Source organism: Parabacteroides chongii, from assembly GCF_029581355.1.
GTDB classification, from domain to species: domain Bacteria; phylum Bacteroidota; class Bacteroidia; order Bacteroidales; family Tannerellaceae; genus Parabacteroides; species Parabacteroides chongii.
On record NZ_CP120849.1, the window covers coordinates 5,300,513 to 5,322,982 of the forward strand.

Consider the following 22,470-nt stretch of genomic DNA (forward strand, 5'->3'; position numbering starts at 1 on the left):
TTTCTCAGTTAAAAAATTGCATTGTATAGTCTTTTTTTCACTCCCAATTATTTTATCATAGGCATTCTTTTATTTAGTTCGTTCATATATAAAAACTTCCTTACCTTCCACCTTATAACGGATCGGAGCCAGATATTCCAACAGATTCAGAATATCGACCAGCTCCTCGTCTTCATTGATCACACAGCGAAATTTACGTTGTGCAAGAGCTGAAGATTCGATATTAATGTTTACATTAAATTTTACGGATAACTTATTTACGATTTCGCGCAGAGTCGTATTCTCAAAAACAAACTGCCTTAACCTCCAAGCCGTCTGGATATTTATATCTACCGCCTCTGTCGTATATTCATTTTCATTGTAACTATACGTTACTTTTTCACCCGGAGAGACATCCATCACTTTATTCCGTTCCATATCCAACATTTCTATTCGTCCACTAACTAGAATCGTTTCAACTGTCTTATTTTTTTCATCCACCTTGACATCAAATGAAGTTCCTCTTACCTGAATCGTATTATAATCGGTAAAAACATTAAACAACGCCTGGGTTTTCATATTCTTCGTCACTTCAAAGAAAGCTTCTCCCTGCAAAGAAACTTGACGACTTTCGTTTGAAAAGGATTTCGGATATTTCAACGTTGATCCGCCTTTCAGCCAAACAGATGTTCCATCAGCAAGTACAACTTTTTTGATGTCAATACCCGGCTTAACGACGATGCTTATAGGTGTCTCAGACTTGAAATATTTATAACCTCCATAAGAGGAGAAAAACAAAAACAAAAGTACTGCTGCATATTGCATAACCTTATGCAGAAGCCGTTTACGACTTAAACCATCAATCTTTTTGTTAACTTCCATCAAAGCCTGATCGACAAAGGCTGTATCTTTATAACGGATTGTATCCCATGAAACATGCAAGCGCATCACTTCCGAAAATATCTTTTTATTTTCAGAAGACAAATTGCTCCAATCGATCACCTCTTCCATTTCATCGGAAGAGATATCACCTGCTAAATATTTTGCCAAAAGTCCGTAATCAAATGTCATTCGTCAATTTCTCTTTTTATAAGCGAAACGAACGAACGGGAAAAACTACGGAGATAATCAGGAAATATTTTTCAGAATCATTCCTTCTGTAAGTAGTAAAATATACAACAGGTAAAAGTCTTTTTTAGACATCTTTCCCTTCAAATATTTAAGAGTCAGATAAATGTGACTTTCCACTGTTCTTTGTGGTATTTGAGTTTGTGTAGCAACATCTTTTGTTTTCATTCCATTTATATAAGTCAGAATAAAGACTTTACGTCGCTGAGCAGGCAGTTGATCTAACAAATCATACAACCGTTTATAAAAATCTTTCGAATATAAATCTTCCATAACAGAAGATTCTACCTTAAATAATTCGTTATACTCCTTCAAATAAGCCTCTTCTACATGTAGACTGTATTTTCCTACCGATTGTTGTTTCTTTAGATGATCCAGACAACGCGTATAAGCCGATTGAAATAAGTAGGAATGAAAACCCTCTCCCGCATATAACTTCCTGCGATTTTCCCATACATATAAAAAAACATCCTGAACGATATCTTCAGCAACCTCTTGTTCCACCATAGCAGCAGTATACGCCATAACACGGGGATAATAATAACGAAAAAGACTATTAAAAGCTTCCCGGTTTCCTTCTTTTATCTAGTCTAACAAAGAAACATCAAACATAAGTGTATAATTTAGAGAGAAAGCGTAGGAGCTATTGATATTATTACATTTGAGGCTCTGGACGGCCCATCACACTATAATATACAATAGCCCCACGCTTATGATTGTATATAGATTCCTTCTTGAGGTAAGTATATAACAACATAGGCGTAGGAGCATCTTGGATATTATCCAGTGTGATGAAATTGTCCAGATTTCAAATATAGGATAATATTTAACGCTTCTACGTTTTTTCAGTATGTATGGCAAAGATACGTATCAAAAAATATAAATACAAAAATTACAGAAAAATATACTTATTGATACTGGCAATTATTTTTCTTACAGTGGAGTTTTCACGAAGACCGATCGCCCTATTCTCACGTTTTTGTGTATTTTTGTAATATTAAGCACGGAAACGGGGTAGCTCTATTTTTTATATCAAATCGAAGCTAATTCGATAATTATCAACAATATAATACATACAGGTCAATCAGGGAACCCAAATCTCGTTTTAAACGAGCGAAAACTTGTTTTAAACGAGCTTAAAATCCGTTTTAAACGAAAAAAAACTCGTTTTAAACGAAATGCGGGTTCGTTTTAAACGAGTTTTTGGAGAAACAATATAACCAACCTCGTAGGAGTAGGTTCCAAACCTGCTCTTATAACAGAATTGATCCGGCGAACAACCAACGATTTAAATATATTCGATACCTTTGTCCCCGCAAATGATTAAAGAATAGAAATATGAACTATTACGAACTGAGATTTACATACGAATCGCCTATCGAAACGACGGTCATCAGCGATGTGCTGGCATCCGAACTGGGAGAGATCGGTTTTGAAAGTTTCACTGAAAACGAAGACGGCCTGCAGGCTTATATCTCCGATCAATTATATAATGTAAAGGCATTGGACGACAAACTGAAAGAGTTCCCTCTGGAAAACGTGACGATCCGTTACACCGAACAACTTATCGAAAGCAAGGACTGGAACGAGGAATGGGAAAAGAATTACTTCAAGCCCATCCGCATCGGCAACGAATGCATCATCCGCGCCTCTTTCCACGAACCGGAACCAGGCTATACATATAATATTATAATAGACCCCAAAATGGCTTTCGGGACAGGTAACCACGAGACGACTTTCCTGATGATCAGTGAAATGCTGAAGCTGGACCTCGAAGGTAAAGACCTGCTCGATATGGGTTGCGGAACGGCTGTTCTCGCCATCCTTGCCAAAATGAAAAAAGCCGGCAAGGTGGTCGGTATCGATATCGACGAATGGGCTTACAACAATGCGCTGGAGAATGTCCGCCTGAACAATACCGAAAACATACAGGTCGCATTGGGCGGAGCCGAACAAATCCCGGCTTTCGGAACATTCGATATCGTCTTTGCCAACATAAACCGCAATATACTTTTGAACGATATACAACACTATACCAGCTGTATGAAGCCTGGAGCACTACTTTTTATGAGCGGGTTCTACACACAGGACATTCCCGCCATCGAAGACGAATGCAAACGAAACGGATTGAATCTCATCTCCCATACAGAAAAAAACAACTGGGTGGCAGTCAAAACGCAGAAACAGTAACTTTATTTAACATTAAAAGTTAATGCTGAAGTAAACTATCATCCAAAGAAAAGCGTTACTTTAGTAGACACATTTAAATGTAAGAGTTATGAAAAATGTAGATTCTAAATTATTACTAGGTTTGGTAGTTGGAGCTGCAGTAGGTGCAGCAGTCGGATATCTGGCAGCTACCGATAAGAGAGAACAGTTACTGGAAGAATTGAACGGTGTAGTTGGAAAAGTAAAAGAAGGCTTTAATTCCGCTCTCGCCAAGTACAAAGAAGGTAAGACTGAAGTTGTAAAGGCTACAGAAGAAATCGTAGCTGAATAATCATTTATGGAAAAAGATTCAGGAAAAATCTTTCGTGAGCTGAAAGAAGACGTTTCAACTTACGTAGAGTTAAAGCTTGAACTTTTAAAGTTAAGCACATACGAGAGAAGCGGGCAGTTGATCGCGGTTCTTTCGTATGGCTTAATCTTATTGTTTCTGGCTTTCTTTGCCATCCTGTTCATATTCCTGGCACTAGGGTTCTTCATGGGAGACGTTTTCGGTTCGATGGGAACCGGGTTTGCTTTCGTAGCAGTGCTGTATCTTCTCCTGATCGGACTCATTATAATGAACAAACAAAGAATCTGCAACACCGTTCTCAACGTTGTGATTGCAGCATTAAACGGTAACGACGAAAAAGACGATGCAACAACAGAGACAAAACAAGCCGCTGACACCGCTGGAGAAGCTGATTTTTGACAAAGAACAGATCCGGAGGCAATGTGTCGTACAGGAACAAAAACTGAATGACGATTTTTTGTATATCCAGGAAAATGCAGGCAGTCTGTTGATTTCCGGCTTTACCGGCTTACTCTTTCCAAACACTAAATCGAAAAAAACAGAATCGTCCGACGCTATTGCCGCCACAAACGACCAGCCGGCAACCCCGATCGGTTTCGCCGATTATCTGAGCATAGCACAAGGACTGCTCCCGGTTGCCTGGGATGTTGTCAGACCCTTTTTGCTGACATGGGGAATCCGAAAGGCCCAAAGCTGGTTCACGAATCTTCTGTTTAAGAAAAAGAAATAACTCCTAACATTTAATTTATGTTAGAGGACATATTTTTCTCCTTTTTATAAAGGAAGAATAAAAAAATAGGACTAAATTTGCAGTCGTTAAAAACAAGGATAAAAATGAAACATAATTTGATTCTCTTTATGGCATTCACCGCAATGCTGACGATATTGGCTTCATGTGCAACTCCTTGTGGCTGTTAATTGGATTTTATGTAATATTTTTAATAAACCCATAAAAGTTTTATTACAATGATTAAAGTAGGTATTAACGGTTTCGGCCGTATCGGACGTATGGTGTTCCGCGCTGCAGTTAAGAACTTCGGCAATGATATTCAGATCGTAGGTATCAACGACTTGTTGGATGCTGATTACTTGGCATACATGCTGAAATATGACTCAGTACACGGTCGTTTCGATGGTACAGTTGCTGTAGAAGGTAACAACCTGGTAGTAAACGGTAACAAAATCCGTTTGACTGCAGAAATGGATCCTGCTAACCTGAAATGGGACGAAGTTGGTGCTGAAGTTGTTGTTGAATCAACAGGTTTCTTCCTGACTGACGAAACAGCTCGCAAACATATCCAGGCTGGTGCTAAGAAAGTTATCATGTCTGCTCCTTCTAAGGATGCTACTCCTATGTTCGTTTATGGTGTTAACCACACAACTTACGCAGGTCAGGACATCATCTCTAACGCTTCTTGTACTACTAACTGCTTGGCTCCTATCGCTAAAGTATTGAACGACAAGTTCGGTATCGTTAAAGGTTTGATGACTACAGTTCACGCTGCTACTGCTACTCAGAAAACAGTAGACGGTCCTTCTAAAAAAGACTGGAGAGGTGGCCGTGGTATCCTTGAAAATATCATCCCTTCTTCTACAGGTGCTGCTAAGGCTGTAGGTAAAGTTCTGCCGGTATTGAACGGTAAACTGACTGGTATGGCTTTCCGCGTTCCGACTTCTGACGTTTCTGTTGTTGACCTGACAGTAGTTCTGGAAAAGGCTGCTACTATGGACGACATCAAGGCTGCTATGAAGGAAGCTTCTGAAGGCGAATTGAAAGGTGTACTGGGTTACACAGAAGATGCAGTTGTTTCAACTGACTTCCGTGGCTGCTCTAACACTTCTATCTTCGACGCTAAAGCTGGTATCTCTTTGGATGACAACTTCGCTAAGATCGTTTCTTGGTATGACAACGAATGGGGTTATTCAAACAAAGTTTGTGAAATGGCTCGCGTTATCGCTGGTAAGTAATCAAATACAAATCAGTATATGGAAGCCGTCCTCTGTAAAGGGGACGGCTTTTTTTGTATCTTTGTTCCCATGAGAACAACATATCAACTTATAACGATACTTGGACCGACAGCTTCCGGCAAAACGCCTTTTGCTGCAGCATTGGCCGACCGGTTGGATACGGAGATTATCAGCGCTGATTCCCGTCAGATTTATCGCGGCATGGATATCGGAACGGGTAAAGACCTGGCTGATTATACCGTAAACGGCAAACTAATCCCCTATCACTTGATCGACATCTGTGATCCGGGATATAAATATAATGTATTCGAATATCAACATGATTTTTTCCGCGCTTATCAGGCGATACAGGAAAAAGGGAAACTGCCGATCCTTTGCGGAGGAACAGGGATGTATATCGAAGCGGTATTGAAAGGATACAAACTGCTGGATGTTCCGCAGAATCCGGAGTTAAGGGAATCGTTGAAAAATAAATCGCTGGCTGAACTGGAAGAGATGCTGGCAACTTACAAGGTGCTGCACAACAAGACGGATGTCGATTCGGCACAGAGGGCGATCCGTGCCATCGAGATTGAAGAATATTACAAAACACAGGCTCCGGATGCGAACGAATATGATCCGATAGACAGTCTGATCATCGGCATAGATATCGACAGGGAGCTGCGGAGGGAGAAAATATCCAGGCGACTGCGTGCCCGCCTCGACGAGGGCATGGTGGATGAAGTGAAAGGTATCATTGCTTCGGGTGTCAAGCCGGAAGATCTTATTTATTACGGTCTGGAATATAAATACCTTACATTATATATTATAGGTGAACTTTCTTACGAAGAAATGGTTTCTCAGTTAGAGATAGCTATTCATCAGTTTGCCAAACGGCAAATGACCTGGTTCCGGGGAATGGAACGCCGGGGATGCACCATCCATTGGATCGATGCGACCCTGCCGACAGAAGAGAAAATCGAAAGGACATTGGAGTTATTAAAACAACATAACAATTATGATAACAGTTAACGATTTTAAGAATAAAGACAACTTCTTCCTGATGGCCGGTCCGTGTGTGATCGAAGGGGAAGATATGGCTCTGCGCATTGCAGAAAAGGTTGTGGGCATCACCGAAAAGCTGAATATCCCTTACATCTTTAAAGGTTCATACCGCAAGGCTAACCGCTCCCGCCTGGACTCATTTACCGGGATCGGCGATGAGAAAGCCTTGAAGATCTTACGCAAGGTCAGCGAAACTTTCAACGTTCCGACCGTTACGGATATCCATGAAACACACGAAGCAGCCATGGCTGCCGAATATGTCGATGTCCTTCAGATCCCGGCTTTCCTCTGCCGTCAGACCGACCTGTTGGTTGCCGCAGCGAAGACCGGAAAGATTGTCAATATCAAAAAAGGCCAGTTCCTTTCTCCAGGAGCCATGCAGTTTGCCGTACAGAAAGTGGCCGATGCAGGAAATGACAACGTTATGATCACCGAACGAGGCACAACATTCGGCTACACAGACCTGGTTGTCGACTATCGCGGAATCCCTCAGATGCAGGAATTCGGTTATCCGGTCATCATGGATGTCACCCATTCCTTACAACAACCCAACCAGACATCGGGTGTCACAGGAGGTCTGCCCGCCCTGATCGAGACAATAGCGAAAGCAGCCATTGCCGTAGGAACCGACGGACTATTCATCGAAACTCACCCGGAGCCTGCTAAAGCAAAATCCGACGGAGCGAACATGTTACAGTTAGACTTGCTGGAAGGTCTGTTAACCCGATTAGTACGTATCCGGGAAGCGGTTAGATAATTGAAAATTGAGAGTTGAAAATTGAAAATTAATAGAAAATAAAAATGGATAATTGAAAAACAGAGACTACAATCTCTTCATTTTCAATTATCCATTTTCAATTTTCAATTATTCTATTATCCCATTTTACTGATCTTCTTAAGCTTATCCTCATCTATCAGCTTGATCTTCCGACCGTCGATAGCGATGATACGCTCAGCCACAAAAGTAGATAAAGTACGGATCGCATTGGAAGTGGTCATATTCGACAAATTTGCCAAATCTTCACGCGACAGGTAAATACTCAAAGTAGCCCCGTCCTCTTCCAATCCATAACTATCTTTCAGGAATAACAAAGATTCTGCCAGACGACCCCGGATATGCTTCTGCGTCAGGTTAACGGTACGTTCGTCCGCAACCCCCAGGTCAAACGATAACTGGCGAATAAAGAACATGGCCAGGTTCGGGTTACCCATCAACAGCTCAGTAACAACCGTCATCGGTATCAGACAAACAACAGATGCCTCAAATGCAGACGCATTCGTCAGATAGTTTTCCTGAGCAAAGTTAGCACGATAACCAAAATACTGTACAGGCTTGATCATCCGGATGATCTGGCTACGACCGCCGACACCTTCCTTAAAGATTTTCACTTTGCCTTTCAGTAAGCACATCATGTCCCTTGGTTCGTCGCCCTCGCAATAGATCAACTCGTTACGTTTGAAATGCTGGATCGTCGAATTATTACGGAGAATGTCCCGTTCCTTTTCGGTCAGAACTCTCCATACTTCTGCTAAACTGGCCGACAGATCGACCTCTTCTTTTTGTTGCTTAACCACGACTGTTTTATAACATACTTATGAAGCACAAATGTACAACTTTTCTTTTGAAATAGTAAAATATTTGATACTATAAATTGTGTTACCGGATACATTTTACTTTCTTTTGCTACTCATTTCAATTTTATTCGTTACGTTTGCATCAAAAGGGGTGATAATTTGTTGAAAAGATACGTTTTGATATTTACTCTGATTTTACTGACTATAGATGCTCTCGCCAAAGTTGAAAGCAATTATAGAAATAAGGTATTGCCCGACTTGAAGGAGAAAAAAGAATCATCGATAAAAGCCGATTCCATTATGGAAGAGGTCATTAAAAACGCTGAAAAATACCAGCATGTCCTTTCCCGGTACGAAGCGGAAATATATATAAAGGGACGGACGGAAATACTCAAGCAAAACTTTCTGATGCGTTTTGCCCATCATATTTTCCCCGTAGACCGGAAAAACAAGGATATGATCTTCGAAATGATCAGCGATTCCAAATTCAATGCCCCCAACAATTTCCTCCATAACTTCCGGGCAGTAAACGGGAATAGCATTCCCAACAACAAGAAACAACAGGAAGCCCTCGGCTTCCTCAACATGAATGTATATTCTTCCACTATTTATAATGAAGGGATCATCACGCCCATGACCAACCAGGCATTTAAATTCTATACTTTCGACCTGGAAAGCGTGAGTGACAGCAGCGGACTAAAGATTTATAAAATACGTTTCATGCCGAAGTTATGGAGCCAGAAACTAATCTGCGGTGACCTGTATATCCGTGACCAGTCCTGGATCATCGACAAGATAGACGTGAACGGCCGCTTCGACTTTGCCGAATTCAACCTGATCATGACGTTCGGGCGCGACTACCGCCGTTTTATCCTTCCGGATAAAGCCAGCCTGTATTTGCGCTATCATGTTTTGGGGAATGCCATTGCCACCAGCTACCATTCCTCTTTCACCTATAAAGCAGTGGAATGGGTAGAAGAAGACAATGAAACGAAGCAAAAGAGATCGCTGGACCTGACCGGATATTATAAGTTATCTTCAGACACAGTCCCTATCATCACAGACACCGCTTTCTGGAACAAAGAGCGGGATCTTCCCTTAACGAAGGAAGAAGAATCGCTATATCATGTAGACAACGACAACAATGGACAGAAAATAGATTCAACGAATATCACCAAATATCTGAAGTTGACGGAGAAGTTCACGAATACGATCAGCATGGACTACAAGACGACCCGTCTCAAATATTCGGGCATATTCAACCCTTTCCAGTTAGGATATTCGGGGCATAACGGAATCACATATCGCCAGCGCCTGCGTATCAGCAAGACTTTCGACAAGGACCGGCAGATCCGTTTCCGTCCGGATATCGGTTTCGTATTCAAGCGAAAGGAGATATTCTTCACCCTGTCGGGCGACTGGGAGTACCTGCCGGAGAAAAAAGGAATGGTGAGTCTCTCGATCGGTAACGGAAACCAAAGTTATTCTTCGACTATCATGAAAGAGATCAATGAACAGCTGAAAGACTCCACGTTCAATTTCGATGATTTGAATCTGGAATACTTCAAACATTATTATGCGGAAATACGTAATAATATAGAACTGTTCAACGGCTTCCAGGTGTGGGGAGGAGTTTCTTACCACCGCCGCATTCCGGTAAAGAAAAAGAGTGAGATATCGAATCCGGGAGAAGGAGTCGAAGAGATCATCAATGAGAACTATCATGATTTTACTCCTGTCGTCGGTTTTTCATATACGCCGCGCCAGTATTACTGGATGGACGGATATCGTAAAGAGTATCTGTATTCCTATTATCCGACTATCTCAGTCGAATTTGCCCGGGCAATTCCGGGAGTAGGCAAAAGTTCCGGTGACTACGGACGGATCGAGGCGGATATTCACCAAAGCATTGCGCTCGGTTTGTCCAGGAAACTCAATTATCATCTCAGCGGAGGTGTGTATCTGAATCCCAAGTCTATCTACTTTGCCGATTTCCGTTATTTTTCACGACGTCAGTTCCCGGAATCATGGGGAGATGAATTTGGCGGAGTGTTCAATCAGCTAAAAAGTTTCTGGTACAATGCGTCCGACAAATATGTGCAGGGACATATCATGTATGAAAGTCCCTTCATCCTGTCACAGCTTTTCAAGAAAAAAACATCCAAGTATATTTTGTCCGAGCGGTTTTACTTCAGCCAGCTATGGACCCCGGTTCTGCCGAGTTATACAGAAGTAGGATATGGTTTCGGTAACCATATTTTCAATATAGCCGCCTTTGCCGGATTCGACAGATGGAAATATCAGAACATCGGCATCAAGTTCGCCTTCGAGTTATTTCAATGATGCATTTGCGGGCGGACGACCATTATACCGCTATTCCGCTTGATACTTTCTACGTATTCCTGTAAAGGAGCTTCGTTGACTATCACTTTCTTTTGTGTAGTAGAAGCATGGATAAAGGTCAGCTTATCCCCTACCCGGCAAACGACACCGACATGAGAAATATCCAGTCCTTTAATGGTTGTAACGAAGCAGACAATATCCCCCTCCTTTATTCCTTCCGCCAGTCGGTCGATCTCCGATTCAGGAATATAATAATAGGGACGGGCGTTGATCTCTTTTTCTTTGGCTGCGATCCGGGCGACCCGTTCCGGATGGTCTTTCAAAGGTTTGTAGCTGTCCGGATGCGCAGACATGAAAGATACATCGACCGGCAGGGAGATCCCTCCTATTTCGTGGGTAACGTCTTTTACGATTCCTTTTCGCTGGTTCTCAAAAATCCAGTCGGTCGTATAATGCAGACGGTCGGTATAATCATGGATTTCCCCGTTACGATAACGAATTGTTTGCAGGTTCTTACAAAACTCGTCAAAAGAGGGGGTGGCAGACTGCATCGTTCTCGTTAAAGCAATGACGTTCTCGACCAATGTCATACAATCCATTTCCCGAAGATTAATCACCAAGCCTTCAGGCTCTTTCTCCAAGGTGGCTGCCACATAAGGCGCATTCAGGAAGAAGCGGGCAGTTTGAACCATCAGTTCTCCGGTTGGCAACGACTTATCCGGAGTCATTTCGGAAAGATAACGGTCAAAGATGGCACGGTCGGCATCAGTACAGTATAATTTATCTGCAGCCTGTCCCTGGAAAAAAACCAGACAGGTAAAAAGCAGGATCCAAAAGCTCTTCCTATTGTTCATCGTTTTTTTGTTTTAAATCGTTTGTCTTCCCTATCCTTTCCGGTTCAAACCGGTTAATAAGGAAAGGATTCATACCATGCTAACGGGACTGCCATCCTATTGGCAGAGTCTTGCCATGCCTGTGGCAGAGTCTTGCCATGCCTGTGGCAGAGTCTTGCCATGCCTGTGGCAGAGTTCTGCCATAACCGTGGCAAAGCTCTGCCACAAGCATGGCACTAGTCTGTCATCGTCATGACATTCCTGTACTATAAGCAGATAATACAAGTTTCTTTATACCTTTGTTTTCAGTAACTCCTCCAACTTAATCAATTCATCCCTGAACTGGGCCGCTTCGATAAAGTCGAGTTTCTTAGCTGCTTCCGTCATTTGCTTCTTCGTACGGTCGATCGCTTTTTCAAGCTGCGGACGAGTCATATACTTCACCACCGGATCGGCAACCAGGTTTGGTTCCGGTTCGACATACGCATAAGGTTCGGCTGTTGCCGGTTGCTTTTCACCCAACAAAGAAACAGAGGTCTTGATAACCTGTCTCGGGGTAATGCCATGCTTTTCGTTGTAGGCAAGCTGTTTCTCCCTGCGACGGGTCGTCTCATCCATGGTCAGTTGCATACTGGCTGTTATCTTATCTGCATAAAAGATTACTTTTCCGTTCACATTACGGGCGGCACGTCCGGCTGTCTGTGTCAGGGACCGATGGGAACGAAGGAAACCTTCCTTATCCGCATCCAGGATAGCGACCAAAGAGACTTCCGGCAAATCCAGCCCTTCACGAAGCAAGTTCACCCCGATCAGCACATCGAACAGACCTTTCCGCAGGTCGTCCATGATCTGGATACGCTCCAGGGTGTCTACATCGCTATGGATATAATTACAACGTATTCCCATCCGGGTCAGATAAGCAGTCAGTTCTTCCGCCATGCGTTTGGTCAGGGTCGTTACCAGGACACGTTCATCTTTGGCTGAACGCTGTGTGATCTCTTCCATCAGGTCGTCGATCTGATTCAATGTCGGACGAACCTCAATGACCGGATCGAGCAATCCGGTCGGACGGATCACCTGGTCGACAACAATTCCCTCACTCTTTTCCAACTCATAATCAGCCGGTGTCGCACTGACATAAATGGCCAGCGGAGTCAGCGATTCGAACTCATCGAACATAAGCGGACGGTTATCCATCGCCGCCGGCAGACGGAAACCATATTCCACCAAATTCTTCTTTCGGGAATAATCTCCTCCGTACATGGCACGTATCTGAGGTATCGTCACATGACTTTCATCGACCACCAACAGAAAGTCTTTCGGGAAATAATCGAGCAGGCAATAAGGGCGCTCACCAGCCATACGTCCGTCGAAATAGCGGGAGTAATTCTCGATACCCGAACAATGCCCCAGTTCGCGGATCATCTCCAGGTCGAAAGTGACACGTTCGTACAGACGCTTCGCTTCATAGTGCTTGCCGATCTCTTTCAGGAAATTCACCTGCGTACCGAGGTCGACATCGATCTGCCCGATCGCCGCATTGATGCGCTCCTGTGTAGTAACAAACAAGTTGGTCGGATAGATATTCAGTTCATCCTGTTCATCTATCTCCTGCCCTGTCTTCGGGTCGAAAGAAGACAAACGGTCAATCTCATCTCCCCAAAACTCGATGCGATAAGCCACGCCGTCAAACGATTCGATGGCGGGGAAAATATCGACCGTATCGCCGTTCACACGAAAACAACCGCTGTTAAACTCCAGTTTGTTGTTCACATATAAAGCGTCCACAAACCGGCGCAACAGTTTGTCGCGGTCGATCTGCATCCCCTTTTCCAAATGCGTCACCTTCTCGGCAAATGCCGTCGGGTCCGCCATACCGTACAGGCAGGAGACAGAAGAGACCACGATCACATCTTTCCGTCCCGACAACAAAGAAGCTGTGGTACGGAGACGCAGTTTGTCTATCTCTTCGTTGATCTGCAAATCCTTTTCAATATAGGTATCCGTAGAAGGCAGGTAGGCCTCCGGTTGGTAATAATCGTAATAGGAAACGAAATACTCTACGGCATTATTCGGGAAAAAGGCTTTGAACTCGCTATATAGCTGCGCGGCAAGTGTTTTGTTATGACTTAGGATCAGAGTCGGTTTCTGCACCTCCTTGATCACATTGGCAATAGTAAATGTCTTTCCCGAACCTGTCACTCCAAGCAGTGTCTGGAAAGGCACACCACTCTGAATGCCTTCCGAAAGAGCCGCTATTGCTTCCGGCTGATCCCCCGTCGGGCTGAATGGTGAAGATAACTCGAAATTCATTATTCGTATAGTCCTTTTTTAGGTATAACTATCCAAAGTATCAGATAAGCGATTACCCCGGAAAACACAGTAAATATACTCAACAGGATATAACCGACGCGTACCAGTGTCGGATCCCAGCCAAAGTAATCGGCTATGCCACCGCATACTCCGGCAATCATTCCGTTATTCGAACGATAAAGTCTTCTTGGTGCTTCTTCCATGATGCTCTATTTTATTTTGTTTTTGTAAAGATACTATTTAATCTGTATAGCTGAAAAAATCGGGTTATAAATTGAACCAGTAATTCATCTTCAGCATAAATGTATTGGTAGCCGGAAGTCCGAACATACGGTCCAGGTTATTCCCCCAGCCCCCTATCCTACGGCTCTCCTGATTGGACATGCGGTGTTCCCAGACAAAATACAAGGTAGAACCCGGCAAGTATTCCCAGCGCGCCACCAGGTTGGAACGGAATTCGTTAAAGCTGAAATCGGGATTTTTAAAGGAGGCCTCACGACCTTCTCTCTTTATATGATAGGTTCCGTCAGCAAAACTAAGTTCGTCTCCTGAAAAGACATGGAAACGTTTGTCATAAGTAGGAGACTTCGTATCGGCAGCCTCTTTAAAATCACTGAACTTCGCTGTCGAAGTAAACGGCGAACCGTAGAACTGAATAGATATATCCGGTGTCACGTTCACCTGTAAACGCATCGTTACCCCGTATGTCTTCTGATCCATATGCCCCATCAGATAGACCGGTGAAGAATTATGCCGGTCAGATGAAGCAGCCGACGATTTCAATGTACCGACATACTGCATATCGTCCGTATTCCAGGCATAATCCACCTGTCCCGACAAATAGACATGGTTACCTAAACGGAAAGTAAGGCTCGGCATCAGTGTATTAAAACGATTATAGCCGTCCAGGTTGTGATTTCCTTCATATTTCAGCATGAACATCATCCGCTGGGCTTTGTCCGTATTCACCTTGACCGAAGTCTGAAAATAAGGGTTCAGCCGCATGTCGGGACCACCACGAAGCAGACGGCTGTCCAGGCGGTTCCAGACGAATGTTTCCTTCATATCCACCTCATAACGTTTCATCGTCATGCTTTGCCAACGGAGGGCCACATCATTACTGAAAGGCGTTCCGCCATAATTCCACTGATTCTTCTGCGTCAGCGTAAACGCATTATACCGAAAATGTTTCCAAATATCCGTCTGCCGGAAAACGATCTCGGTTTCATTCGTCCGGTTATCGGCTTCCTTCATATATCCCATATCATTCAGGTCGAAACCGGGAGACGACCAGCTGAATGTTTCGGAAAAAGCCCATTTGGCATTTCCTTTACGACCGGCTTTCACATAGCCGCCCGTACCGTTCAGGGAGCGGCGGTTCGGATCTACTCCCAAATAATCTGCGGCGGATTCCCGCTGATAATAATGAACAGGGTTCATTTGCAGAATGGAGATCGCCTCCTTGCTGCCGTTCAGAGAACTGAACATTCCCTTTACATCTATATAATAAAGACGGTTATTGAAATACTGCGTAAAATCGATCCCGGCTGTAAACGCATTGCGCACCATAAAATCTTCCAGATAAGGTTGATCGAGCGCACGATTGACTGAAGTCAGCATTCCGCCCAGCAAGCTATTGCCTTTCCAGTTCTTCTGGACACGTGCCACCGTATAATTGGTCAGAGGCTCCACGACTTCGACATCCTCCAGTCCGTTACGGGTCACTTTCGCAGAAGAGCGGGCTGTTACACTTTGGACGACACCCAAAGTCACTCCGTGCCTGTTCGTTCCCGTCAGTTTCAAAGCACCTATGATCGGCACATTGTCTTTAGTGTCAGCGAAACTGTTTATATTATCAATTCCTTGCGGAGTATAAGACGGTGCGGCACCGATACGACGGGTATAGAACATCATATCGCTTCCGTTGGCGAAATCCAGGATATGTTTTCCCTCCAGGAAGAAAGGACGCTTTTCGTCATAAAAGGTTTCATAAGCGGTCAGATTCATCACTGACGGGTCCAGTTCCACCTGTCCGTAATCAGGATTGATCGTCAGGTCCAACGTGAAATCGGAAAGGGCAAATTTGGCATCCAACCCGACGTTTCCTCCCCAACTATGTCCTTTCTGATAAGGACTGCCGGGGATCTTCGGTTCATTTCGGTATTTGCCCATGACATAAGGAAGAAATTCTATTCCGCGCGGTTTCGGCAGATCAGTCATTCCGTGCATTTCGCCAAAAGAGAAGACATGACCGTTATTCTTCAACGGGATCATACTCCAGTTCTGCACTTCGTTGTTCCGGCGGATGATACGACGGACATGAAGTCCCCATATCCCATCGTCCGAAAGCTGGTTATAACGCAACTGGCTGAACGGGATACGCAACTCAGCCGTCCAGCTCGAATCCGGCAGGTTGATATGTGTCTTTCCTTCCCATACGGCATTCCAGCTCAGATTGACATTCAGTTTATCGGTAACGACCAGGTCAGTCTTGTTTCCACCCAGGTTGATATTAAATTCCGGGGCTGCCCGATAATCATGATAAGTATCGAAAGCCACACTGATAAGGTCTCCCATGCTATTATCGTCGCGGTTGCCGATAAAACGGATCATCTTTTCCGGATGGATATCTTTACAATAGACACCAACATAGATGTATTTATTATCGTAAAACAGTTTTACCCGGGTGGGAGAATCCGGTATTTTCCGTTCATAAGGAATGATCTGGACGAAACAATCGGACCATTCTCCCTGTTTCATCCAGAAATCTTCATCCAGGCGTCCGTCCATGACCGGCTTTGTCCCGGTCACCTTCGTTATATTGTAAACCCGTTTATAAGCCTTATCAAAGGGGACGATAGAATCCTGCTGTGCCTTACAAAAAGCACAGGAAAACAACATGAAGGCAACAAAGGACAATCGGTATTTCATTCTTCTATTTACAGGTAAGCTGATACTTTTTTACGATCCGTCTCCACTGTTTCAAATTCCGAAGAAACGATGCTGCTGCCCATCGGGACATTTTCATTCCGGTACTCCATCTTGCTATAGACAATGCTGCGGGCAGATGTATGAAATTCCTTCGCTCCGGTTTCCGCTTCAATCTGTGCGATGTTATTTTCACGCACACCGCAACCAGGCATAATAATTATACGTCCGTCGGCACGTTTTACCAGTTCGGCGATCAGAGGAATGCCTCTCACTGCATCCGACTGCTGGCCGGAAGTAAGGATACGGTCGCAGCCCAGTTCTATCAGTTGTTCCAAAGCGGCAAACGGATCACGGCATACATCAAAAGCACGGTGACAGGTTACGGACAACGGTTTGGCTGCTTCTATCAGTCTCCGCATCAGAGGGACATCGATATCTCCTTCTTTCGTCAGACACCCGAAAACAACGCCATGTACTTTCAGTTGTTTACACAGTTCGATATCCAGCAACATAGAGTCTATCTCTGCCGGAGTATACAGAAAGTCACCACCACGCGGACGAATGATCACATTTATATCGATAGAAGAAGTTAATGCCTGTGCTGTCTTGATCTCACCATAGCCGGGAGTCGTTCCCCCTTCAGGTATTCCTGCACAAAGTTCCACACGTTTAGCGCCTCCGGCTTCTGCCTCTACACAACTTTGTGCCGAGTTGGCACAGATCTCGATTATTCGGGTCGGTTTCATATATATTCTTTATTATGTTTGTTTTTTATCAAACACAAAGATAAGGATTATATTTGAATCAAGATTTACAAATCATACGGACATGAGACAGTTGTGTAAGTATTATGACTACATTTGCGTTCACTAAAGCAGCAAGACGATGAACTCAGAAAAACTAAAAGGACATATACTGATTCTGATAGCGAATATATTGTTCGCTATCAATATGCCCATTTCAAAATATCTGTTACCGGCACATGTGCAGCCCGAAGCGCTCACCATCATGCGAATGGGATCTGCCTGTCTGCTGTTTTGGGCAGCTTCCTTGTTTATGAAACGGGAGAAAGTCACGATGAAAGACCTCAGCATGCTTTTCGTCTGCGCTCTTTGCGGCGTAGGTTTCAATCAGGGATTATTTATCGTGGGACTGAACCGGACCTCTCCGGTCGATGCGTCCATCATTGCGACAGCCGTTCCGATCTTCGTCATGCTCCTAGCTGCCGTTATCCTAAAGGAACCGATCACGAAAATGAAGGCATTCGGCGTATTATTAGGATGTACAGGTGGCATCTCGCTGATCCTGGCTTCCACCCATGCAACCGGACAGGTCAGTAGTCTGGATGGTAACCTGATGATAATCACGAGTGGCATTATCTATTCTATCTATCTGGTTTTGTCGAAACCATTGAGTCTACGCTATTCCGCCGTGACCATGATGAAATGGATGTTCCTCTTCTCTACACTCGTTTTACTGCCTTTCACATATCAGCATGTACTCGACACACCGGCTTTTCAGCGGGAAGTGTTCGACCTAAAAGAACTGGGAGCTATCAGTTTCGTACTGATCGGGGCTACGTTTATTCCTTATTTACTCATTCCCATGTCATTGAAACGCATCCGCCCTACCACGGTGAGTATGTATAATTATGTGCAACCGATCATCGCTTCGCTGATCGCCGTCATGGTGGGACAAGACACTTTCTCATTACAAAAAGGAGTATCGGCAGTCCTTGTTTTTGTCGGGGTTTACCTGGTTACACAAAGTAAAAGCCGGGCTGATTTGGAAAAAGTAGAATTCGTTAATAACAAAAATCTCAATCAAATTAACAACATTTGAAAATGAATACATACGGCTTATATCTAAAAATATTTTTACTGGGATGTATGTTGACCTTTTTACCCGATTGTTATGCTGACACAATTAGAGTAAGCAAGAAATTACATCTGATAGAATTAAACAAACACGTATATATACATACCGAGAATGGTAATAATGGCATTGTGTATGTAAACGACAAAAAGGCCGTAATTATCTCTACTCCTGAAAATGATGAAGAAACGAATAACCTAATAAACTATATCCGTAAAGATTTAAAAGCACAGATTATTGGTTGTATTGTCGACCGTTGGCATCCGGATGCTATGGGCGGATTAAAGACAATTAAAAAAGCGGGTATTCCTTCATATGCATACGAAGGAACTAGAACAATAGCACAACATAGAAATCTACCGATTCCTGAAAAAGGATTTAACCCCAGAATGGAACTGATAGTAGGAAAAGGTAAACTAATTTGTCATTATCTGGGAGAAGCACACACAAGCGATGGTATTGTCGTGTGGATACCGAACGAAAAAATTCTTTTTGGAGGTAATGAAGTACGAAGCAAAGGATGGTATGGAAACATAGAAGATGCCAACCTGCGAGAATGGTCTAATACTATCAAACGGGTAAAAGAATTATATGGAAGTGCCGAAATTGTTATCCCGGGACATGGAGAATCCAGCAATGCGGAATTACTGGATTACACCATTAATCTATACGAGCCTTCTTTATGGGGACGAATTTTAAAATGGAATAATGAACAGGTAAAACCGATATTCAATAATTGTGGTTCTCTATTTGAAATAGCCGAAAGCGATTTTACCGATAATAATGATAGACACTTGAATAATGCCACTGTATATGTACTTCAAGAGAAAAAGAATAGATATCTGAAAATACAATCTCCCGGGATCAGACATGATAACACAGAAAGTAAGATCATATCTTCAAAAAGTGGTCGATTGCAAATATATGATATAGAAACAAATATATTGACAGAAGATTTATATTTCAAAGATTTGACTATCATATTAGAAAATGACTATGTCGATGCATTAATCATATTGAAAGAAGCTATACGATAAGAATACCCCACGTTCAGAAAAAAGCCTAAAACATTTACGCATGAACAAACTATTCCACGGGACAGCAGATGATATGATCCCGATAAATGAAACAGAAAGGGTTGTAAGCAAACTCGAAACGTATGGCCATATCCAGTTCACTCGCTTACCCGGTGAAGGACATGGCATCCAATACCTTTATAAGGATAATAATATCTTTGACTGGCTGTTACAGCATCAGAAGAAAGAGTAGTCCACACGGCAAACCCTGAACCTTTGTATATTTTATTTGTTTTATGCAATAAATATACGTCAAAACTATGGATACAGTAAGTCCCTCTAAAAAAACATCGGGCAATAGTATGGTATGGCTTATCGTCATACTGATTGTTGCTGTTGGCATTGCTTTCCTTTGGTGGTGGAACTACCGCAAATATATCTCGACCGACGATGCAAACCTCGACAGTTTCCGGGTTAGCGTTGCGGTGCAAGTTATGGCTCCGATGCTTAAACAGTATGCCTGGGAAGGCGATACGGTGAAAGCCGGTACGATCCTGGCCGAACTGGATAGCAGCACGGTTGTTGCCCAATTGCAGGAAGCCGTTGCACGCCGGGAGGAAATGGTTGCCAACCTGAAACTGGATAAAGAGAATCTCAACACGGCGATCAAGAACCTGAGCCTGGCAGAGATCGACTATCATCAGGCTGAAGTAAACTACCGCCGCGACAAAAAGTTATACGGAAGTGATGCTGTTTCGCAAGAGACATTCCAAAATACGGAAGATACCTATAAAAGTGCCGCCATAAAAGTGGATGTTGCCAAAGATCAAATCAAGATATCGCAAGCACGGATCGCCGCCGGAGAAGCAGCTATCGTTTCGGCAAATGCCGCTATCGAGTCCACCCGCGTATCCCTGGGATATTACCGGATCACGGCTCCGGTCGACGGGGTGATAGCGAAACGCTGGTCGCTGCCCGGCGATATCATCCAACCGGGACAAACGCTTTTCACCATCAACGAAGGTAAAGACCTGTGGGTTGCCGTCTATCTCGAAGAGACTAAATTCGACCACATCAGGATGGGACAACCGGCAATCTTCACGCTCGATGCCTTCCCCGACCTGACCTTCTCCGGAAAGATCTTCTATATAGGTACGAATACGGCCTCGGAGTTTTCGCTTATCCCTCCCAACAATGCTTCGGGCAATTATACGAAAGTGGCACAACGTATCCCTCTGAAAATATCCATCGACAAGACCGTAGGGAAAAAAGACAAAGTAGAAAAGCCGAAACTTGTCTCCGGAATGTCTGCAACCGTTAAGATCGAAAAGGAAAAGTCAAAATGATGGACAAGACGGATAACACAAGCAACAGTTCGTATAAATGGCTGGTACTGGGCAATATTATGATCGGTACATTCATGGCTGTGCTCGACTCGACCGTTGTCAATACCGGACTGCCTGCCATTATGGGTACGCTCGGGGCAAGTATCAATACGGCCGAATGGGTGCTTACCGGTTATATGCTGGCAATCGCCAGTATCCTTCCGGCAGCTGCCTGGTTATCCGACCGCTTCGGATATAAAAAGATTTATTTCCTCTCCCTGTTGGTCTTCACTTTCGGCTCGTTCATGTGCGGCAACTCCACCTCTATCGAGGAATTAATCTTCTGGCGCGTGATCGAAGGACTCGGCTGCGGGGCTATCATGCCGGTGGGTATGGCTATCGTGAGCAATGTATTCCCTCCCGAACAACGAGGGATGGCACTGGGGTTCTGGGCGATCGCTTCGGCAGCATCGGTATCGTTCGGCCCGTCTATCGGGGGTTACCTGGTAGATAATATGAACTGGAACTATATATTTTATGTAAACGTTCCGGTCGGGGCACTGGCTTTGTTCTTTACGGCTATTTTGCAGAAAGAGTATAAAGCGCAGACGGTACAGCCTTTCGACATACCGGGATTTATTACATCAGCTATCTTCCTTCCTTTATTTATGTATGGCCTGTCGGAAGTCAACTCGTCGACCAACACACAGGGGTGGAACAGTCCGACAGTATTAGGTTCCATGTGGGTATCGGCTATCATGTTTATTCTGTTCATCTACTTCGAACTGACTGTGAAATATCCGCTTATCAACCTGCGTATATTCAAAGATCGTAATTTTGCACTCTCCAACCTGATGATGTTCATATTCGGTATCGGAATGTTCGGAAGTACGTTCCTGATCCCTCTTTATCTGCAAAACAACCTGGGATATTCGGCGTTTCAGGCTGGTATGTTCTTTATCCCGGTGGGGATCATCCAGGGTTTCTGTTCGCCCGCCGCCGGCGCTTTAGGACAGAAGATCAACCCGAAGATACTGATTGCCGCCGGACTGATCCTAATGTCACTCAGCTTCTATCTCAACTTTTATCTTTCTTTTCTTACGGAGAAATGGTATATCATGCTGAGTCTTTACCTGCGCGGTGTCGGCATGGGAATACTTTTCACCCCGTTATTAACCTTGTCGCTGGCTAAAATCGGAGTGGATATGATGGCACAGGCATCCAGCATCACCAATATCGTCCGCCAGATGGGTGGTAGCTTCGGCGTTGCAATCTTCAGCCACATGCTTACCGGGCGTACCAGTTATCATACCCAGCGTTACAGCGAAGCCTTGAACTATACCGGAGAAGTCTACCAGCAGACCATCGACAAGCTAAGTGCCTTCGCCTCACAAACCGCCGGAGCCACCGAACAGTCCGCCCGCTCCCTGGCCGAACAGGTCATAACCAAACGGCTCGAACTCGAAGCATACATCGGCGGTATCAACGACGATTTCTACATCGCATTCATCGTCACAATGATTTGTATCCTCCCGGTTTTCTGGCTTCAAAGGGTGAGAAAAACAAAGTGACTCTACTTGCTTTTATCCAAACTAAAACATATCTTTGTTTCCATATAAAGT

Annotated in this window: 21 protein-coding genes; 13 read left to right on the forward strand and 8 right to left on the reverse strand. The window is 43.9% G+C overall.

Features of this window, described 5'->3' with window-relative positions:
- Window positions 1–69: 69 nt before the first annotated feature.
- Entirely contained in the window at window positions 70–1,050 is a 981-nt protein-coding gene (locus tag P3L47_RS20350; protein ID WP_122361624.1) for a FecR family protein, read from the reverse strand.
- A gap of 57 nt (window positions 1,051–1,107) precedes the next feature.
- On the reverse strand, window positions 1,108–1,692 hold the full coding sequence (locus P3L47_RS20355) for an RNA polymerase sigma-70 factor (protein ID WP_277783724.1): 585 nt from the start codon (window positions 1,690–1,692) through the stop codon (window positions 1,108–1,110).
- A gap of 753 nt (window positions 1,693–2,445) precedes the next feature.
- On the opposite strand from P3L47_RS20355, the gene prmA reads away from it, so the two are divergent.
- From prmA to kdsA, 7 genes are all read left to right on the forward strand, one after another.
- The gene (prmA, locus tag P3L47_RS20360; protein WP_122361622.1) at window positions 2,446–3,297 is read left to right on the forward strand and encodes a 50S ribosomal protein L11 methyltransferase; all 852 of its coding nucleotides are present in this window, start codon (window positions 2,446–2,448) and stop codon (window positions 3,295–3,297) included.
- Between the two features lie 88 nt (window positions 3,298–3,385).
- Window positions 3,386–3,607, forward strand: coding sequence for a YtxH domain-containing protein (locus P3L47_RS20365; protein ID WP_007652933.1), 222 nt, complete (start codon window positions 3,386–3,388; stop codon window positions 3,605–3,607).
- Between the two features lie 6 nt (window positions 3,608–3,613).
- Window positions 3,614–4,024, forward strand: coding sequence for a phage holin family protein (locus P3L47_RS20370; protein ID WP_122361621.1), 411 nt, complete (start codon window positions 3,614–3,616; stop codon window positions 4,022–4,024).
- The gene (locus P3L47_RS20375) at window positions 3,969–4,355 is read left to right on the forward strand and encodes a hypothetical protein (RefSeq protein WP_122361620.1); all 387 of its coding nucleotides are present in this window, start codon (window positions 3,969–3,971) and stop codon (window positions 4,353–4,355) included. The genes P3L47_RS20370 and P3L47_RS20375 overlap by 56 nt, the downstream gene beginning before the upstream one ends.
- 236 nt (window positions 4,356–4,591) lie before the next feature.
- Complete coding sequence (gene gap / locus P3L47_RS20380) at window positions 4,592–5,593, forward strand: type I glyceraldehyde-3-phosphate dehydrogenase (RefSeq protein ID WP_007652928.1); 1,002 nt, start codon at window positions 4,592–4,594, stop codon at window positions 5,591–5,593.
- Window positions 5,594–5,662: 69 nt separating this feature from the next.
- The gene (gene miaA / locus P3L47_RS20385) at window positions 5,663–6,604 is read left to right on the forward strand and encodes a tRNA (adenosine(37)-N6)-dimethylallyltransferase MiaA (RefSeq protein WP_277781952.1); all 942 of its coding nucleotides are present in this window, start codon (window positions 5,663–5,665) and stop codon (window positions 6,602–6,604) included.
- The gene (gene kdsA, locus P3L47_RS20390; RefSeq protein ID WP_122361619.1) at window positions 6,591–7,394 is read left to right on the forward strand and encodes a 3-deoxy-8-phosphooctulonate synthase; all 804 of its coding nucleotides are present in this window, start codon (window positions 6,591–6,593) and stop codon (window positions 7,392–7,394) included. The genes miaA and kdsA overlap by 14 nt, the downstream gene beginning before the upstream one ends.
- A 116-nt stretch (window positions 7,395–7,510) precedes the next feature.
- On the opposite strand, the gene P3L47_RS20395 is transcribed toward kdsA, so the two are convergent.
- Window positions 7,511–8,212, reverse strand: coding sequence for a Crp/Fnr family transcriptional regulator (locus P3L47_RS20395; RefSeq protein WP_277781953.1), 702 nt, complete (start codon window positions 8,210–8,212; stop codon window positions 7,511–7,513).
- Window positions 8,213–8,374: 162 nt separating this feature from the next.
- Between P3L47_RS20395 and P3L47_RS20400 the strand changes: the two genes are divergently transcribed.
- Window positions 8,375–10,555: a DUF5686 family protein gene (locus P3L47_RS20400; protein WP_277783725.1), complete on the forward strand. Its 2,181-nt coding sequence runs from the start codon at window positions 8,375–8,377 to the stop codon at window positions 10,553–10,555.
- On the opposite strand, the gene P3L47_RS20405 is transcribed toward P3L47_RS20400, so the two are convergent.
- From P3L47_RS20405 to P3L47_RS20425, 5 genes are all read right to left on the reverse strand, one after another.
- Window positions 10,549–11,409, reverse strand: coding sequence for an N-acetylmuramoyl-L-alanine amidase-like domain-containing protein (locus tag P3L47_RS20405; protein WP_277781954.1), 861 nt, complete (start codon window positions 11,407–11,409; stop codon window positions 10,549–10,551). The genes P3L47_RS20400 and P3L47_RS20405 overlap by 7 nt on opposite strands.
- A 270-nt stretch (window positions 11,410–11,679) precedes the next feature.
- Window positions 11,680–13,701, reverse strand: a complete 2,022-nt coding sequence (gene uvrB, locus P3L47_RS20410) for an excinuclease ABC subunit UvrB (protein ID WP_122361615.1) — start codon at window positions 13,699–13,701, stop codon at window positions 11,680–11,682.
- Window positions 13,701–13,904 carry a PspC domain-containing protein gene (locus P3L47_RS20415; protein ID WP_122354091.1) on the reverse strand — a complete coding sequence of 68 codons (204 nt, stop codon included), beginning with the start codon at window positions 13,902–13,904 and terminating at the stop codon, window positions 13,701–13,703. Before P3L47_RS20415 ends, uvrB begins: the two co-directional genes overlap by 1 nt.
- 64 nt (window positions 13,905–13,968) lie before the next feature.
- Window positions 13,969–16,632 carry a DUF5916 domain-containing protein gene (locus tag P3L47_RS20420; protein WP_277781955.1) on the reverse strand — a complete coding sequence of 888 codons (2,664 nt, stop codon included), beginning with the start codon at window positions 16,630–16,632 and terminating at the stop codon, window positions 13,969–13,971.
- 8 nt (window positions 16,633–16,640) lie between these two features.
- Entirely contained in the window at window positions 16,641–17,378 is a 738-nt protein-coding gene (locus tag P3L47_RS20425) for a copper homeostasis protein CutC (RefSeq protein WP_277781956.1), read from the reverse strand.
- Between the two features lie 139 nt (window positions 17,379–17,517).
- Between P3L47_RS20425 and P3L47_RS20430 the strand changes: the two genes are divergently transcribed.
- The 5 genes from P3L47_RS20430 to P3L47_RS20450 all read left to right on the forward strand — a co-directional run bounded on the left by P3L47_RS20430 (window position 17,518) and on the right by P3L47_RS20450 (window position 22,419).
- Window positions 17,518–18,474 carry a DMT family transporter gene (locus P3L47_RS20430; RefSeq protein ID WP_277781957.1) on the forward strand — a complete coding sequence of 319 codons (957 nt, stop codon included), beginning with the start codon at window positions 17,518–17,520 and terminating at the stop codon, window positions 18,472–18,474.
- A gap of 2 nt (window positions 18,475–18,476) precedes the next feature.
- A complete protein-coding gene (gene bla / locus P3L47_RS20435) occupies window positions 18,477–19,544 on the forward strand; it encodes a subclass B1 metallo-beta-lactamase, long type (protein ID WP_122361611.1) in 1,068 nt (355 codons plus the stop codon).
- 40 nt (window positions 19,545–19,584) lie between these two features.
- Complete coding sequence (locus P3L47_RS20440) at window positions 19,585–19,776, forward strand: alpha/beta hydrolase family protein (protein ID WP_122361610.1); 192 nt, start codon at window positions 19,585–19,587, stop codon at window positions 19,774–19,776.
- Window positions 19,777–19,843: 67 nt separating this feature from the next.
- On the forward strand, window positions 19,844–20,869 hold the full coding sequence (locus P3L47_RS20445) for an HlyD family secretion protein (protein ID WP_277781958.1): 1,026 nt from the start codon (window positions 19,844–19,846) through the stop codon (window positions 20,867–20,869).
- Window positions 20,869–22,419, forward strand: coding sequence for a DHA2 family efflux MFS transporter permease subunit (locus tag P3L47_RS20450; protein ID WP_277781959.1), 1,551 nt, complete (start codon window positions 20,869–20,871; stop codon window positions 22,417–22,419). The genes P3L47_RS20445 and P3L47_RS20450 overlap by 1 nt, the downstream gene beginning before the upstream one ends.
- The last annotated feature ends 51 nt before the right edge of the window (window positions 22,420–22,470 follow it).

Excerpts from the sequence above, each read along its gene's own strand:
- P3L47_RS20350 (WP_122361624.1), bottom strand. The coding sequence starts at position 1,050 with ATGACATTTGATTACGGACTTTTGGCAAAATATTTAGCAGGTGATATC.
- prmA (WP_122361622.1), top strand. The coding sequence starts at position 2,446 with ATGAACTATTACGAACTGAGATTTACATACGAATCGCCTATCGAAACG.
- P3L47_RS20365 (WP_007652933.1), top strand. The coding sequence starts at position 3,386 with ATGAAAAATGTAGATTCTAAATTATTACTAGGTTTGGTAGTTGGAGCT.
- P3L47_RS20370 (WP_122361621.1), top strand. The coding sequence starts at position 3,614 with ATGGAAAAAGATTCAGGAAAAATCTTTCGTGAGCTGAAAGAAGACGTT.
- P3L47_RS20375 (WP_122361620.1), top strand. The coding sequence starts at position 3,969 with ATGCAACAACAGAGACAAAACAAGCCGCTGACACCGCTGGAGAAGCTG.
- gap (WP_007652928.1), top strand. The coding sequence starts at position 4,592 with ATGATTAAAGTAGGTATTAACGGTTTCGGCCGTATCGGACGTATGGTG.
- miaA (WP_277781952.1), top strand. The coding sequence starts at position 5,663 with ATGAGAACAACATATCAACTTATAACGATACTTGGACCGACAGCTTCC.
- kdsA (WP_122361619.1), top strand. The coding sequence starts at position 6,591 with ATGATAACAGTTAACGATTTTAAGAATAAAGACAACTTCTTCCTGATG.
- P3L47_RS20405 (WP_277781954.1), bottom strand. The coding sequence starts at position 11,409 with ATGAACAATAGGAAGAGCTTTTGGATCCTGCTTTTTACCTGTCTGGTT.
- uvrB (WP_122361615.1), bottom strand. The coding sequence starts at position 13,701 with ATGAATTTCGAGTTATCTTCACCATTCAGCCCGACGGGGGATCAGCCG.
- P3L47_RS20415 (WP_122354091.1), bottom strand. The coding sequence starts at position 13,904 with ATGGAAGAAGCACCAAGAAGACTTTATCGTTCGAATAACGGAATGATT.
- P3L47_RS20420 (WP_277781955.1), bottom strand. The coding sequence starts at position 16,632 with ATGAAATACCGATTGTCCTTTGTTGCCTTCATGTTGTTTTCCTGTGCT.
- P3L47_RS20425 (WP_277781956.1), bottom strand. The coding sequence starts at position 17,378 with ATGAAACCGACCCGAATAATCGAGATCTGTGCCAACTCGGCACAAAGT.
- P3L47_RS20430 (WP_277781957.1), top strand. The coding sequence starts at position 17,518 with ATGAACTCAGAAAAACTAAAAGGACATATACTGATTCTGATAGCGAAT.
- bla (WP_122361611.1), top strand. The coding sequence starts at position 18,477 with ATGAATACATACGGCTTATATCTAAAAATATTTTTACTGGGATGTATG.
- P3L47_RS20440 (WP_122361610.1), top strand. The coding sequence starts at position 19,585 with ATGAACAAACTATTCCACGGGACAGCAGATGATATGATCCCGATAAAT.
- P3L47_RS20445 (WP_277781958.1), top strand. The coding sequence starts at position 19,844 with ATGGATACAGTAAGTCCCTCTAAAAAAACATCGGGCAATAGTATGGTA.
- P3L47_RS20450 (WP_277781959.1), top strand. The coding sequence starts at position 20,869 with ATGGACAAGACGGATAACACAAGCAACAGTTCGTATAAATGGCTGGTA.